The 14,164-nt window shown below is 72.1% G+C and carries 19 protein-coding genes; 12 read left to right on the forward strand and 7 right to left on the reverse strand.

Features of this window, described 5'->3' with window-relative positions; translation table 11 throughout:
* Positions 1 to 308: hypothetical protein (locus J7E86_RS26685; RefSeq protein ID WP_215085073.1), on the forward strand; the 308-nt coding region annotated here is incomplete at its 5' end.
* Between the two features lie 180 nt (positions 309 to 488).
* On the opposite strand, the gene J7E86_RS26690 is transcribed toward J7E86_RS26685, so the two are convergent.
* Positions 489 to 1,127 (reverse strand): MerR family transcriptional regulator, encoded by a 639-nt coding sequence (locus tag J7E86_RS26690; protein WP_215085075.1) that lies wholly within the window; start codon positions 1,125 to 1,127, stop codon positions 489 to 491.
* A 79-nt stretch (positions 1,128 to 1,206) separates the two neighbouring features.
* On the opposite strand from J7E86_RS26690, the gene J7E86_RS26695 reads away from it, so the two are divergent.
* Positions 1,207 to 1,707, forward strand: coding sequence for a DUF4188 domain-containing protein (locus J7E86_RS26695; RefSeq protein ID WP_215085077.1), 501 nt, complete (start codon positions 1,207 to 1,209; stop codon positions 1,705 to 1,707).
* On the opposite strand, the gene ndgR is transcribed toward J7E86_RS26695, so the two are convergent.
* Positions 1,708 to 2,436 (reverse strand): IclR family transcriptional regulator NdgR, encoded by a 729-nt coding sequence (gene ndgR / locus J7E86_RS26700; RefSeq protein ID WP_215085079.1) that lies wholly within the window; start codon positions 2,434 to 2,436, stop codon positions 1,708 to 1,710.
* A 128-nt stretch (positions 2,437 to 2,564) separates the two neighbouring features.
* On the opposite strand from ndgR, the gene leuC reads away from it, so the two are divergent.
* The 4 genes from leuC to J7E86_RS26720 all read left to right on the forward strand — a co-directional run bounded on the left by leuC (position 2,565) and on the right by J7E86_RS26720 (position 5,864).
* Positions 2,565 to 4,007, forward strand: a complete 1,443-nt coding sequence (gene leuC / locus J7E86_RS26705) for a 3-isopropylmalate dehydratase large subunit (protein WP_215085081.1) — start codon at positions 2,565 to 2,567, stop codon at positions 4,005 to 4,007.
* A 6-nt stretch (positions 4,008 to 4,013) separates the two neighbouring features.
* Positions 4,014 to 4,607, forward strand: a complete 594-nt coding sequence (gene leuD, locus J7E86_RS26710; protein ID WP_215085083.1) for a 3-isopropylmalate dehydratase small subunit — start codon at positions 4,014 to 4,016, stop codon at positions 4,605 to 4,607.
* Positions 4,608 to 4,776: 169 nt separating this feature from the next.
* On the forward strand, positions 4,777 to 5,022 hold the full coding sequence (locus J7E86_RS26715; protein ID WP_215085085.1) for a hypothetical protein: 246 nt from the start codon (positions 4,777 to 4,779) through the stop codon (positions 5,020 to 5,022).
* 125 nt (positions 5,023 to 5,147) lie between these two features.
* Positions 5,148 to 5,864, forward strand: coding sequence for an HU family DNA-binding protein (locus J7E86_RS26720; RefSeq protein ID WP_215085087.1), 717 nt, complete (start codon positions 5,148 to 5,150; stop codon positions 5,862 to 5,864).
* 118 nt (positions 5,865 to 5,982) lie between these two features.
* Here J7E86_RS26720 and J7E86_RS26725 read toward each other — a convergent pair whose 3' ends face one another.
* Both J7E86_RS26725 and cofC read right to left on the reverse strand, forming a co-directional pair.
* Positions 5,983 to 6,216, reverse strand: coding sequence for a hypothetical protein (locus tag J7E86_RS26725; RefSeq protein ID WP_215085089.1), 234 nt, complete (start codon positions 6,214 to 6,216; stop codon positions 5,983 to 5,985).
* A 263-nt stretch (positions 6,217 to 6,479) separates the two neighbouring features.
* The gene (gene cofC / locus J7E86_RS26730) at positions 6,480 to 7,151 is read right to left on the reverse strand and encodes a 2-phospho-L-lactate guanylyltransferase (protein ID WP_251019729.1); all 672 of its coding nucleotides are present in this window, start codon (positions 7,149 to 7,151) and stop codon (positions 6,480 to 6,482) included.
* Positions 7,152 to 7,290: 139 nt separating this feature from the next.
* Here cofC and J7E86_RS26735 point away from each other — a divergent pair, with 139 nt between their 5' ends.
* The 3 genes from J7E86_RS26735 to J7E86_RS26745 are packed head-to-tail and all read left to right on the forward strand — an operon-like array spanning position 7,291 to position 10,242.
* A complete protein-coding gene (locus J7E86_RS26735) occupies positions 7,291 to 8,049 on the forward strand; it encodes a 1-acyl-sn-glycerol-3-phosphate acyltransferase (protein ID WP_215085091.1) in 759 nt (252 codons plus the stop codon).
* Positions 8,046 to 9,047, forward strand: a complete 1,002-nt coding sequence (locus J7E86_RS26740; protein WP_215085093.1) for an NAD(P)H-dependent glycerol-3-phosphate dehydrogenase — start codon at positions 8,046 to 8,048, stop codon at positions 9,045 to 9,047. The genes J7E86_RS26735 and J7E86_RS26740 overlap by 4 nt, the downstream gene beginning before the upstream one ends.
* 46 nt (positions 9,048 to 9,093) lie before the next feature.
* Positions 9,094 to 10,242 (forward strand): D-alanine--D-alanine ligase family protein, encoded by a 1,149-nt coding sequence (locus J7E86_RS26745; RefSeq protein ID WP_215085095.1) that lies wholly within the window; start codon positions 9,094 to 9,096, stop codon positions 10,240 to 10,242.
* Here the strand turns inward: J7E86_RS26745 and J7E86_RS26750 are convergent.
* Both J7E86_RS26750 and J7E86_RS26755 read right to left on the reverse strand, forming a co-directional pair.
* Positions 10,239 to 10,733 carry a DUF3515 domain-containing protein gene (locus J7E86_RS26750; RefSeq protein WP_215085097.1) on the reverse strand — a complete coding sequence of 165 codons (495 nt, stop codon included), beginning with the start codon at positions 10,731 to 10,733 and terminating at the stop codon, positions 10,239 to 10,241. The two genes, J7E86_RS26745 and J7E86_RS26750, sit on opposite strands and share 4 nt — an antisense overlap.
* 20 nt (positions 10,734 to 10,753) lie before the next feature.
* Complete coding sequence (locus J7E86_RS26755) at positions 10,754 to 10,987, reverse strand: Lrp/AsnC family transcriptional regulator (RefSeq protein ID WP_215085099.1); 234 nt, start codon at positions 10,985 to 10,987, stop codon at positions 10,754 to 10,756.
* 137 nt (positions 10,988 to 11,124) lie between these two features.
* On the opposite strand from J7E86_RS26755, the gene J7E86_RS26760 reads away from it, so the two are divergent.
* A complete protein-coding gene (locus J7E86_RS26760; RefSeq protein WP_215085101.1) occupies positions 11,125 to 12,096 on the forward strand; it encodes a thiamine-phosphate kinase in 972 nt (323 codons plus the stop codon).
* Positions 12,097 to 12,120: 24 nt separating this feature from the next.
* The gene (thiD, locus tag J7E86_RS26765; protein ID WP_215085103.1) at positions 12,121 to 12,921 is read left to right on the forward strand and encodes a bifunctional hydroxymethylpyrimidine kinase/phosphomethylpyrimidine kinase; all 801 of its coding nucleotides are present in this window, start codon (positions 12,121 to 12,123) and stop codon (positions 12,919 to 12,921) included.
* A 161-nt stretch (positions 12,922 to 13,082) separates the two neighbouring features.
* On the opposite strand, the gene rpmB is transcribed toward thiD, so the two are convergent.
* On the reverse strand, positions 13,083 to 13,268 hold the full coding sequence (rpmB, locus tag J7E86_RS26770) for a 50S ribosomal protein L28 (protein WP_087926075.1): 186 nt from the start codon (positions 13,266 to 13,268) through the stop codon (positions 13,083 to 13,085).
* Positions 13,269 to 13,473: 205 nt separating this feature from the next.
* Between rpmB and J7E86_RS26775 the strand changes: the two genes are divergently transcribed.
* Positions 13,474 to 14,164 (forward strand): DAK2 domain-containing protein (locus J7E86_RS26775; RefSeq protein ID WP_215085105.1); only part of this gene is annotated, 691 nt, incomplete at its 3' end.

Here is a 14,164-nt window from a genome sequence, read left to right on the forward strand (position 1 = left end):
CGCTGGCAGCGCTCGCGGTCTGCGAGGCCGCCGGCCATCTGCTGGCCGCCGCCGGTGCGCGGGTGGCCCTGAGCGCCTGGGAGGAGCCCGGGGCGGTCGTGTACGAGCTGCTGCGCACGGGCCCGCCCGGCGGCCGCGTACCGCCCTTCGCGGGCTTCCGCCCGCCCGGGCCGCCCGAGGACCCGAGCGCCGAGGACGGCCTCTGGCTCGCCCGCCGGCTCAGTGAGTCGCTGGACGTCCGGGCGGAGGATTCCTCGACCCGGATCACCCTGCGCATCGCCGGCCCGTGCGACGCCGAGCGCCTGTGACCGGGGGACGGATCCAGTGGTTGCCTGTGTGGACGGGCTGAAATCGGCCGAGCCCAGCCAAATCGGCCCGTCTGGGGGCACCTCCCAGCGGTAGCTGGGGGAGCTTGAGGACGCGCCCGAAGGGCGCCCGCCGCCGCAGGCGGCAAAGACGGCCCGCAGCCGAAGAGTGCCGCTCACCGCCTAGGTGAACCGGCGGGCGGACTCCTCCGCGTGCGCCAGCCGCCGCAGGCTCAGTAGCACCGGCTCGTACAGCACCGTCAGCGCCACGGCCGCCTCGATCTGACCGGCCGGGGTGGGTTGGCGCTCCACCAGGTCGAGGTCGGTGACCGCCAGCCGCTCGGCCAGCCGCCCGTACGGCAGCAATTGCTCGACGTCGCAGGGGTAGCCCAGGCGCACCAGCGCGGCGACGGCGGCGACCAGGGTGCGGCGGGCGGGCGTGGGCTCGTCCAGACCGCACTCGAAAGGCCAGCCGAGACGCTCCAGCAGCGCCGCCACCGACCGGCGCGCGGTCTCGGTGGCGGGGTCGTCGTCGGCGGGCTCCGGGCCGATCGGCAGCGCCAGGGTCGCCGCGCCCAGCCGCATGTGGTGGCCGAGCGACTCGTCCTCGGCGGCGGTGATCACTTCCCGGGCGGTGGCCACCGGCACCTTGCCGATCTGGATCAGGGCCCGCACCAGCCGCAGCCGGCGTAGGTGGTCCTCGCCGTACTCGGCCTGCGTCGCCGAGACCCTGCGGCCGGGCTGGAGCAGCCCCTCGCGCAGGTAGTACTTGATCGTGGCGGTGGAGACCCCGCTGCGTTCGCTCAGTTCCGCCAGTCGCATCCGGTTGCGCCCTTCCTTGGGTAGTGGCACTATCCAAGCATGGATAGCGACGCTATCCAACGAGGGGTGGGGGATCGCCATGCGTACCGAGCCGACAGTCGAACGCGTCACCGCGGCCGCCGAGGGGGACGTGGTCGTCTTCCTGGTCGGGATGCGCGTCAACCGGTGGCGGGCGGTGCGGCACTGGCTGCCCACGCTCGTCGCGATGCCGCGCATGCTCAAGGAGCTCTCCGCCGACCCGGACAGCGGACTGCTCGGATACCGGATGCTGAGCGCCGGGCCACGGGCGCCCATGGTCGTCCAGTACTGGGAGTCGCGCGAGAAGCTGCTCGCCTACGCCTCGGCCTCGGACAAGCGGCACCGCCCCGCGCGGGCGGCGTTCAACCGGCGCGCGCGGGGCAGTGGGGGCAATATGGGGGTCTGGCACGAGATGTACCTCGTCCCGGCCGGGTCCTACGAGACCCTCTACGGCGGAATGCCGCCGGTCGGGCTCGGCGCGGCGTACGGCACCGAGCCCGTGCGCCGGCGCGGTGAGCGGGCCGCCGAGCGACTCGGCGCCCCCACCGCCCGACCGGCCTGATCAGCCGTTGCGGCGCAGGGCCTCGCTGAGTCGCATGGCCGCGTCGATGACCGCCTGGGCGTGCATCCGGCCCGGGTGGCGGGTCAGGCGCTCGATGGGGCCGGAGACCGAGACGGCGGCGACCACGCGGTTGGAGGGGCCGCGCACGGGGGCGGAGACCGAGGCGACGCCCGGCTCCCGCTCGCCGATCGACTGGGCCCAGCCCCGGCGTCGTACGCCCGAGAGCGCGGTGGCCGTGAAGCGGGCGCCCTGCAGGCCGCGGTGCAGCCGCTCGGGCTCCTCCCACGCCATGAGTACCTGCGCCGCCGAGCCGGCCTTCATCGGCAGCGTCGAGCCGACCGGCACCGTGTCCCGGAGTCCGGACAGCCGCTCCGCCGCCGCCACGCAGATGCGCATGTCGCCCTGGCGGCGGTAGAGCTGCGCGCTCTCGCCGGTCACGTCCCGCAGGTGCGTGAGCACCGGGCCCGCCGTGGCCAGGAGCCGGTCCTCGCCCGCCGCGGCCGCCAGCTCGCTCAGCCGCGGGCCGAGGATGAACCGGCCCTGCATGTCCCTCGCCACCATGCGGTGGTGTTCCAGCGCCACCGCGAGCCGGTGGGCCGTCGGGCGCGCCAGCCCGGTCGCCGTGACCAGCCCGGCCAGGGTCGCCGGACCGGACTCCAGAGCGCTCAGTACCAGAGCCGCCTTGTCGAGTACGCCCACACCGCTAGAGGTGCCACCGGAGTTGTCCATGCAACGATACTTGCGTCTCACACTGTGAAACGCAAGTTCAATTTTCCGGCGGAGGCGCGAACCTGTACGGACAGCACCCCACAGGCACACGACTTGGTCCGGCAGCGACGCCGGCCGGAGGGACAGCGATGGGACGGACACTCGCGGAGAAGGTCTGGGACGACCACGTCGTCACGCGCGCCGAAGGCGAGCCCGACCTCCTCTACATCGATCTGCACCTGCTCCACGAGGTCACCAGCCCGCAGGCCTTCGACGGCCTGCGCAAGGCCGGCCGCCCGGTCCGGCGCCTCGACCTGACCATCGCCACCGAGGACCACAACACCCCCACCCTCGACATCGACAAGCCCATCGCGGACCCCGTCTCCCGCACCCAGCTGGAGACGCTGCGCAAGAACTGCGCCGAGTTCGGCGTGCGGCTGCACCCGCTGGGCGACGTCGAGCAGGGAGTCGTCCACGTCGTGGGACCCCAGCTGGGACTGACCCAGCCCGGCACCACCGTCGTCTGCGGGGACAGCCACACCTCCACCCACGGCGCGTTCGGCGCGCTGGCGTTCGGCATCGGCACCAGCCAGGTCGAGCACGTCCTGGCCACCCAGACGCTGCCGCTGGCCCCGTTCCGGACCATGGCCGTCACCGTCGAGGGTGAACTCCCCGAGGGCGTCACCGCCAAGGACCTGATCCTCGCCGTCATCGCCCGGATCGGCACCGGCGGCGGCCAGGGCTATGTCATCGAGTACCGCGGCCCGGCCATCGAGAAGCTCTCGATGGAGGCGCGGATGACCGTCTGCAACATGTCCATCGAGGCGGGCGCCCGGGCCGGCATGATCGCCCCCGACGAGACCACCTTCGACTACCTCCGGGGCCGTCCCCACGCCCCCGGCGACGACGAATGGGACGCCGCCGTCGCGTACTGGCGCACGCTGCGCACCGACGACGACGCCGTCTTCGACCACGAGGTGGTCATCGACGCCACCGAGCTCTCCCCGTTCGTCACCTGGGGCACCAACCCGGGCCAGGGCGCGCCGCTGTCCGCCGCCGTGCCCGACCCGGCCTCCTACGCCGACCCCTCGGACCGCTTCGCCGCCGAAAAGGCCCTGGAATACATGGGGTTGACGGCAGGTCAGCAGCTGAAGGACATCCGGGTGGACACGGTCTTCGTGGGGTCCTGCACCAATGGCCGCATCGAGGACCTGCGCTCGGTCGCGGAGGTCATCCGGGGGCGCCGTGTCGCCGACGGCGTCCGCATGCTGGTCGTCCCCGGCTCGGTCCGGGTCTCGCTCCAGGCCGTCGCCGAGGGGCTGGACAAGGTGTTCACCGCCGCCGGCGCCGAGTGGCGGCACGCGGGCTGTTCGATGTGCCTGGGCATGAACCCCGACCAACTCGCGCCCGGAGAGAGGTCCGCGTCGACCTCCAACCGTAACTTCGAGGGCAGGCAGGGCAAGGGCGGCCGCACCCACCTGGTCTCGCCGCAGGTCGCCGCCGCCACCGCCGTACTGGGCCATCTGGCCTCCCCGGCGGATCTGACCGGCCCGGCCGGCGTGTCCGACGTTCGTACTCCCGTGGGGGCCTGAGCAGACATGGAAGCATTCACCGCACACACCGGCCGGGCCGTGCCGCTGCGCCGCAGCAATGTCGACACGGACCAGATCATCCCCGCGCACTGGCTCAAGAAGGTCACCCGCGACGGCTTCGAGGACGGGCTCTTCGAGGCGTGGCGCAAGGACCCGGAGTTCGTGCTCAACCGTCCCGAGCGCCGGGGCGCCTCCGTCCTGGTCGCCGGACCCGACTTCGGCACCGGCTCCTCCCGCGAGCACGCGGTCTGGGCGCTGCAGAACTACGGCTTCAAGACCGTCGTCTCGTCCCGGTTCGCCGACATCTTCCGCGGCAACTCGCTCAAGAACGGTCTGCTGACCGTCGTCCTGCCCCAGGAGACCGTCGACGCCCTCTGGGAGCTGACCGAGGCCGACCCGACGGCAGAGGTGACCGTCGACCTCGTGGCGCGCCAGGTGCGGGCCGAGGGCATCACGGCTGATTTCCATCTTGACGAGAACGCCCGGTGGCGTCTCCTGGAGGGTCTCGACGACATCGGTCTGACCCTGCGGCACGAGGCGGACATCGCCGCGTACGAGGCCCACAGGCCCGCGTTCAAGCCCGCCACGGCCCGGATCTGACACGAATTTCGAGCCCGTACGGCCCAGTCCGGGGAACCGGACGGGGACCCGGATTTTCGCTGCTCACCCAGGGTTTGGCATGATGCGCCCCCTGTCTTCGGACAGGGGGCGCATCGCTCTGTTGAGGCCCTGTGAAGCGACAACTCGCCTCAGATGGCACAATCGGTGCATGGAACGCGACAGCCAACTCGAGCTTTACCGGCTCGTCGCCGACCAACTCAAGGAAGCGCACACAAGGGTGCGCGCACTGCAAGTCCCGGAGGGCGTACGGATGGCGCTGTCCCGGAAGCTGCTGGCCATCACGGCCGCGGCGAAGCACGATCTCTCAGGCGCGGCAAGGCGTCTGGACCGGCTGATGAACGACCTCGACGAGGGCCGTTTCCCCGAAGGGCCCGACCGCGACGGAACTCCGTGATGGTCGAGTTCGTTGCGGCACAAGGGTGATTAGACCGTTTCGTGTTTGATTTGCGGTATATATCTGCCTAACGTGCGAAAAGGCTGGAACGCATTCGTTCCAGCAATGTCTCCGAAGGGGAAGACGTGAACAAGGCGCAGCTCGTTGAAGCGATTGCCGACAAGGTCGGCGGCCGTCAGCAGGCCGCAGACGCCGTCGACGCGGTGCTCGACGCGATCGTCCGCGCGGTCGTCGCGGGCGACCGGGTCTCGGTCACCGGCTTCGGCTCTTTCGAGAAGGTCGACCGTCCGGCCCGCTACGCCCGCAACCCGCAGACGGGTGAGCGGGTGCGGGTCAAGAAGACCTCCGTGCCCCGCTTCCGCGCGGGTCAGGGCTTCAAGGACCTGGTGAGCGGCTCGAAGAAGCTGCCGAAGAACGACGTCGCGGTCAAGAAGGCGCCCAAGGGCAGCCTGACCGGCGGGGTGAAGACCACGGCCAAGGCCGCGGCCAAGAAGGCCACCGCCAAGAAGGCCGCGGCGAAGAAGGCCGCTCCGGCCACCGCCGCGAAGAAGACCACGGCGAAGACCGCGGCCAAGAAGACCACCACCGCGGCGGCGGCCAAGAAGGCCACCGCGAAGAAGGCCGCGCCGGCGGCGAAGAAGACCACGGCCAAGAAGACGACGGCCACCGCCACCAAGGCCGCCGCCAAGAAGGCCACGCCGGCGAAGAAGACCACGGCCACCGCCAAGAAGGCGGCCGCGAAGAAGACGGCCCCTGCCAAGAAGGCCACGGCGACCAAGGCTCCGGCGCGCAAGACCACCGCGCGCAAGACCACCGCCAAGAAGTCCGCCGCCAAGAAGTAAGGCTGCGAACGGCGTCACGCGCCGGGCCGGGCTCCCCTCGGGGAGCCCGGCCCGCGGTGCGTGGTGGGGCGCGACGGCGCCATGACGGACGTGCCGGCGGAGAACGCCCGGCGGCGGCTCAGAAGGTCTGGAGCGTCACCAGCGTCACCCGGCGGCCCCCGGCGTCACCCGCCGGTTCCGGTGCGTCCCGTGGCACGTCCTCCAGGACGATCCGTACCCGCTGGCCCGGCCTCAGCAGCCGCAGGCCGCCCGCGTCGAAGGCCGCCGCGTCGAAGGGCACCGGGGTGCCGTCGTCGAGGAGGACGCTCCCGCAGCGGGTCCGGGGGTCGTAGGTGTACGCGGTGGCCTGCATGCGGCCAGCCTATGCCGTGTCCGGCGGATCATGTGAGCGGGCTCTGCGGACGGTGGTGTCCTCAAACGCCGGACGGGCTGCTGTGTTGTGTCCTCAAACGCCGGACGGGCTCGAAAGCGGCCGGGCCCAGCGCAATCAAGCCCGTCCGGCGATTGAGGACACCACGCCGCAGGCGGCAAAGCAGCCCGCCGCCGCAGGCGGCAAAGCAGCCCGCCGCCGCAGGCGGCAATGCGGCCCGCAGCCGAAGATCCGCCGGACACGGCCTAGTCGGCCGGTGCGGGCCGAGGCGCCAGCCCCTCCGCGGCCGCGGCCGTCCGTGGTCCCACCCCCAGTGCCAGGGCCGCCCGCAAATCCTCTTCCGTGTCCACGTCCTGGCGCACGGAATCCACCCCCGCCAGCTCGATCTCCCGCGCTCCCGAGGCCCGGTGACGGGCGCGCGAACGGCCCTCGAACGCCGGAGCCAATTCCGTTCCCGGCGCCGCCGCCAGCAGTGTCGTACCGATTCCCGCCGCGTCCGCGAGAAATGCGCGCGGGAATTCCACGGCCGAATCGAGCACCCGCCCGAGTTCCACCGGACGCAGTGCGGGCAGATCCGCGTTGAGCGTCGCGACCGCCGAACCCGGCGCGCTGTGCCGTACCGTCCGCGCACCGTGCGCCAGGGCGCCGTTCAGCCCGCCGGCCCCCGTCGGCTCGCTCAGCACCAGGGCGCCGAGGGCCCCGAGCTCCGCCCCGGCCACCGGGTCGTCCGTGACGACCACCACATCCCGCACGGCCCGGCAGGCCAGCGCCGCGGCCACGGTGTCCAGGGCGAAGGCCAGTGCCAGGGCGGGCCGCGGCGCACGCCCGGGCCCTCTGCCGAGCCTGCTCTTGGCCAGGGCCAGCGGCTTCAGCGGCACCACCAGGGTCCAGACCACATCCGCCCCCTCTCTTCGCATGAGCATCATTGTCACCCGCTGCCGCAGCCGCCCGGGGAGGGCGGGGTTACGGTGTTCTCGACAGACCGGGTACCTGGGGCGACACTTGTGCGGCCTCCGGGTTCATACAGCCCCCAGGTCCCAAGAGAAGGGTGTCCGAGTGTCCCGCCACAGAATCGGCTTCTGGTACCGCTTTACGGCGGTGTTGGCAAAACCGCCGCTCGTGGTTCTGTTCAAGCGGGACTGGCAGGGAATGGAGCACATTCCGGCCGACGGCGGATTTATCACCGCGGTCAACCACAACTCCTATCTCGACCCGCTGTCGTACGCCCACTTCCAGTACAACACCGGGCGCGTCCCCCGCTTCCTCGCCAAGGCCGCCCTGTTCAGGACCGGTTTCGTCGGCAGGATCCTGCACGGCACGGGCCAGATCCCCGTCTACCGCGAGTCCGCCGACGCCGCCACCGCCTTCCGGTCCGCCGTCGACGCCATCAACAGGGGCGAGTGCGTGGCCTTCTACCCCGAGGGCACCCTCACCCGCGACCCGGACATGTGGCCCATGGAGGGCAAGACCGGCGCCGCCCGCGTCGCGCTGCTCACCAAGGCCCCCGTCATCCCGGTCGCCCAGTGGGGCGCCAACGAGGCCATGCCGCCGTACGCCAAGGAGAAGAAGCTCCGGCTCTTCCCCCGCAAGACGCTCAGGGTGACGGCGGGCCCGCCCGTCGACCTGAGCGCCTACTACGGCAAGGAACCGACGGCCGACGTGCTGCGCGCCGCCACCGACGACATCATGGCCGCCATCACCGCGCTGCTGGCCGAACTCCGCGGCGAGCCCGCTCCCGCCGAGCCCTACAACCACAAGAAGGCGCTGGCCGAGGCCCGCCGCCGAGCCCGGCAGGGCGAAGGGGACGACAAGTGACGCGCTGCGCCGTCTACGGCACCGGTTCCTGGGGCACCGCCTTCGCGATGATCCTCGCCGACGCCGGCTGCGAGGTGACCATGTGGGGCCGCAGGGCCGCCCTCGTGGACGCCATCAACACCACCCGCACCAACCCCGACTACCTGCCGGGCACCGAGCTCCCCGCCGGCGTACGGGCCACCACCGACCCCGCCGAGGCGGCCGACGGCGCGGCGTTCACCGTCCTCGCCGTCCCCTCCCAGACCCTGCGCGGCAACCTCACGCAGTGGGCGCCGCTGCTGGCCCCCGACACCGTCCTCGTCTCCCTGATGAAGGGCGTCGAGCTGGGCACCGCCAAGCGGATGAGCGAGGTCGTCGAGGAGGTGGCCAAGGTCTCCCCGGACCGCGTCGCGGTCCTCACCGGCCCCAACCTCGCCAAGGAGATCGCCGACCGGCAGCCCGCCGCCGCCGTGGTCGCCTGCCGCGACGAGTCCGTGGCCAAGCGGCTCCAGGCCGCCTGCCACACCCCCTACTTCCGCCCGTACACCAACACCGACGTGGTCGGCTGCGAGCTGGGCGGTGCCGTCAAGAACGTCATCGCGCTCGCCGTCGGCATCGCCGACGGCATGGGCCTGGGCGACAACGCCAAGGCGTCCCTCATCACCCGCGGGCTCGCCGAGACGACCCGGCTGGGCCTCGCGATGGGCGCCGACGCGCACACCTTCGCCGGTCTCGCGGGCATGGGCGACCTCGTCGCCACCTGCTCCTCGCCGCTCTCGCGCAACCACACCTTCGGCACCAACCTCGGCCGCGGCATGACCCTCGCCGAGACCATCGCGGTCACCAAGCAGACCGCCGAGGGCGTCAAGTCCTGCGAGTCCGTGCTGGATCTGGCCCGCCGCCACGACGTCGACATGCCGATCACCGAGACCGTCGTGGAGATCGTCCACGAGGGCAAGCCGCCCCTGGTGGCCCTCAAGGAGCTCATGTCGCGCAGCGCCAAGCCCGAGCGGCACTGACACGCGACACCGCGTCCGGCGGACCACGAGGTACTCTCGTCGCGATATGAGCAGCGAGACCTCCACCCAGAGCCCTGACCGGAAGCCGCGTGTCGCGGTCGTGTTCGGCGGCCGCAGTTCCGAACATGCGATCTCCGTCGTCACCGCCGGCGCCGTGCTGGCCGCCATCGACCGCACGAAGTACGACGTGCTGCCGATCGGCATTACCACCGACGGCCGTTGGGCGCTCACCGCCGACGACCCCGAGCGGATGGCCATCGCCGACCGCGTGCTGCCGAACGTCGAGCAGCTCGCCCAGTCGCCCGACGGCACCGTGGTCCTCCCGGTCGACCCCACCGCCCGCGAGATCGTCTACTCCGAGCCGGGCACGGTGCCCAAGGCGCTGGGCGAGGTCGATGTCGTCTTCCCCATGCTGCACGGCCCCTACGGCGAGGACGGCACCCTCCAGGGCATGCTGGAGCTCTCCGGCGTCCCCTACGTCGGCGCCGGCGTCCTCGCCTCCGCCGTCGGCCAGGACAAGGAGTACATGAAGCGCGTCTTCATCTCCTACGGCCTGCCGGTCGGCCCGTACGAGGTGATCCGCCCCCGCGAGTGGCACACCGACCCGGCCGCCGCCCGCAAGAAGATCGTCGACTTCGCCGGCGAGCACGGCTGGCCCCTGTTCATCAAGCCCGCCCGCGGTGGCTCCTCCATGGGCATCACCAAGGTCGACGACCTCTCCGGCCTGGACGAGGCCGTCGCCGAGGCACAGCGCCACGACCCGAAGATCATCGTCGAGTCGCTGCTGCGCGGCCGGGAGATCGAGTGCGGCGTCCTGGAGTTCGAGGACGGGCCGCGCGCGAGCGTCCCCGCCGAGATCCCCCCGGTCACCGCCCACGACTTCTACGACTTCGAGGCGAAGTACATCGACTCGGCCGCCGGCATCGTGCCCGCCCCGCTGACCGAGGACGAGACCCGCCGGATCCAGGAGCTGGCCGTACGGGCCTTCGACGCCGTCTCCTGCGAGGGCCTCGTCCGCGCGGACTTCTTCCTCACCGAGGACGGCGAGTTCGTCATCAACGAGATCAACACCATGCCGGGCTTCACACCGATCTCCATGTACCCGCGCATGTGGCAGGAGAGCGGGGTCGGCTACCCCGAGCTGGTGGACCGGCTGATCCAGGCCGCGCTGCGGCGGTCCACGGGCCTGCGCTAGTCGATGACCCCTACGGGGATCGTCCTGCGGACGGCGTCGGTGAGATCAGTGAGCGCACTCATGTCACCGGCGTCGCCCACCACCTTCTTCGGCAGCGTCACCCGCACCCACGCCTCGCGCGTCACCGTGGTGCAGCGCACGGAGCCGTCGGGCTGCTTCTCGGGCATCCACTTCACCCCGTCGATCTCCATGGAGTCCGCGTCGGGGTGGCGCACCAGCTTCTCGGGCTTTTCCACCCCGCAGCTCAGGGAGACCGACGGACCCTCGCCCCAGGCGGCGGTGAAGTCGGAGACGGGATCGGTGGCACGCCGCTTCAGCCCGTCGACGGTCGCGGGCAGCTCCTGGTGCAGCGCACGGCACTTGGCGGCCTGCGGCCCGGAGGGCGTGGGAACGGTGATGCCCGCCGCGTCGTCGCTCGAAGAGCAGCCGGCAACGGCGAAGAGGACGACGACGGCGGGCAGGCCGAACGACCGGCGGAGCGAAGACTTCACCGGCCGAGCATACGGGGGACCTACAGATGGACGACCGGACAGGTCAGAGTGCGGGTGATGCCGTCCACCTGCTGGACCTTGGCGACCACCATGCGGCCGAGTTCGTCCACGGTGTCGGCCTGGGCGCGGACGATCACGTCGTACGGACCGGTCACGTCCTCGGCCTGGAGCACACCGGGGATCTTCGAGATGACTTCGGCGACGGTCGACGCCTTGCCGACCTCGGTCTGGATCAGGATGTACGCCTGTACCACGGAACCTCCAGGGCGGCTTCGAGGATCATGTGGGGAGAAGAGACGCCACGGTACCGCGTCGCCGTACGGCGCGGGGAGACCCGCGCTGCCTGCGCGGCGCGGCGCATGTCACAACCGATACTCCTAGGAGGAGCTCAGTGAAAGGCACCGTGGGCGAGTTGGGGGAGTTCGGGCTCATCAGAGAGCTTACTTCCCGGCTCACCACCACCCCTGCGGTCCGGCTCGGGCCGGGTGACGACGCCGCGGTGGTCGCTGCGCCCGACCGGAGGGTCGTGGCCAGTACGGACGTGCTCCTGGAGGGCCGGCACTTCCGCCGCGACTGGTCCACCGCGTACGACGTCGGCCGCAAGGCGGCCGCGCAGAACCTCGCCGACATCGCCGCCATGGGCGCGGTGCCGACCGCGATCCTGCTCGGCCTCGTCGTGCCCGCCGAACTCCCCGTCACCTGGCCGACCGAGCTGATGGACGGCATCCGCGACGAGTGCCAGGTCGCCGGCGCGGCCGTGGTCGGCGGCGACGTGGTCCGCGGCGACACCATCACCGTCGCCATCACGGCCCTCGGCGACCTGCGCAACCACGAGCCCGTCACCCGCTCCGGGGCCCAGCCCGGCGACGTGGTCGCGGTCACCGGCTGGCTGGGCTGGTCCGCCGCCGGGCACGCCGTGCTCGCCCGCGGCTTCCGCTCGCCGCGCGCCTTCGTCGAGGCCCACCGGCGCCCCGAACCGCCCTACCACGCCGGCCCCGCGGCCGCCGGCCTCGGCGCCACCGCGATGACCGACATCAGCGACGGCCTCATCGCCGACCTCGGGCACATCGCCGAGGCCAGCAAGGTCCGCATCGACCTGCGGACGGCGGCGATCGACGTACCGACGCAGATGTCCGACATCGGCCAGGCCGTCGGCGTCGACCCGCTCCAGTGGGTGCTGACCGGGGGAGAGGACCACGCGATCGTGGCCACCTTCCCGCCCGACGTGAAGCTCCCGGCCCGCTGGAAGGTCATCGGCGAGGTCGTCAACCCCTCCGCCCTGCCCCAGGTGACCGTCGACGGCGCCCCCTGGGACAAGGCCGGTGGCTGGGACCACTTCGGCGACGCGGAGCCCGGGGAATAGCACGCGGAGAGTAGATTCGGCCGCATGCCGATACCCCCACGCGTCCTGACCGTCGCCGGATCCGACTCCGGCGGCGGTGCGGGCATCCAGGCCGACCTGAAGACCATGCTCGCGCTCGGCGTCCACGGCATGAGCGTCCTCACCGCCGTCACCGCCCAGAACTCACGCGGGGTGCGGGGCGCCTGGCCGCTGCCGGCCGAGGTGGTACGGGCCCAGTTCCGGGCCGTCGTCGACGACATCGGCGTCCAGGCCGTCAAGACCGGCATGCTCGCCTCGGCCGAACTGGTGGAGACCGCGGCCGAGCTCCTCACCGGCCCCGGCATGGCGGACGTCCCCGTCGTCGTCGACCCCGTGGGCATCTCCAAGCACGGCGACGCGCTGCTCGCCGCCTCCGCGCTCGACGCGGTCCGCACGAAGCTGCTGCCGGCCGCCACGGTCGCCACCCCCAACCTCGACGAGGTCGCCTGGCTCACCGGCGTCCGCGTGACCGCCGAGGCCGACCTGCGGCGGGCCGCCGACGCGGTGCTCGCCCATGGGCCCCGATGGGCGCTCGTCAAGGGCGGCCACCTCGAAGGGGACGCCGTGGACCTGCTCACCGACGGCACCGAGGAACACTGGCTGCGCGCCCCCCGGCACGACAACCGGCACACCCACGGCACCGGCTGCACCCTCGCGAGCGCCGTCGCCGCCGAACTGGCCAGGGGACGCGCCGTCCCGGAGGCCGTGGCGGCCGCCAAGGACTACGTCACCGGGGCCATCGCCGCCGGCTTCCCGCTGGGCGCGGGCATCGGACCGGTCGACCACGGCTGGCGCCTGCGGAGCTGACCCACGAGCCGCCCCGCGCACGCGGGGCGCTCCGGGCATACGAAAAGCCGGCCCACCATGAGGTGGACCGGCGATTCAGGCAACCGGAGGGGGCTGCGCGTCAGGGCGCGAACGCCGACGCGAGACCGACTCACCCCCGCTTGCGCGGGGAGAACCACTCGCTAGCGCGAGACCTTGCCGGCCTTGATGCAAGAGGTGCAGGCGTTGATCCGCTTCGGCGTGCGCCCGATCACTGCGCGCACCCGCTGGATGTTGGGGTTCCAACGACGGGGGGTACGGCGGTGCGAGTGCGAAATAGCGTTGCCGAAGCCCGGCCCCTTGCCGCAGACGTCGCAGTTGGCAGCCACGGGTTACTCCAAAGACGGGTCACCCCCGCTCACGCGGGGACAACAGGCACGTACGGTGAATCCCTGCGTGCCGAGATCTCCAGAGAGCGACCGGCAGTATCAGGGGGGTATGGCCCGATTCTCATCGGGCAACCGGAGCAGCATACAACGGCTGCTCCCGTACAACGAAACTACCATGGCGGCCTTCCGCCCGGCCCGGGGACCTATGTCGCCCTATGTCCGGCCCCCACAGGCTCGCCGGGCGCTCCCGGACTACGCTGCCGAGCACTGCCCCACACCCCCCAAGGGTCCGAGGAGGACACCGGTGCCGCACACTCCCCCCGACTCCGTCCGGGAGTGCCCCCTCGACGCCGCGGCGGTACGCACGTGGTGCGCCCTGGCGCTCGACGCGCTCGGCCGGGCCCGGGAGGAGATCGACGCGATCAACGTCTACCCGGTCGCGGACGGCGACACCGGCACCAACCTCTACCTCACCGTCGAATCCGCCCACCGGGCCGTCGAGGCGGCCTTCACGGGCCACGCCACCGCGGACGCCCGCGACGAGGCCGCCCCGGACCGGCTCCCGGGCCTCCCCGACGCCGTACGGGCCATGGCCCACGGCGCCCTCATAGGCGCGCGCGGCAACTCCGGCACCATCCTGGCGCAACTGCTGCGCGGCATGGCGGAGATCCTGGCCGGCGCCGCCCCCGGCGACCGGGCCGACGCCGCCGAACTGCTGCGCCGGGCCCTGCGCCGCGCCGTGGAGTCCGCGTACGAAGGCGTCGCCCGCCCCGTCGAGGGCACCGTCCTGACCGTCGCGGCCGCAGCCGCCGACGCCGCCGCCACGGCCACGGGCGACGTCGCCGCCGTGGCCCGCGCCGCCGACGAGGCCGCCCGCACCGCCCTCGCGATGACCC

The organism is Streptomyces sp. ISL-11 (genome assembly GCF_018614525.1).
In the GTDB taxonomy this organism is placed as follows: Bacteria; Actinomycetota; Actinomycetes; order Streptomycetales; family Streptomycetaceae; genus Streptomyces.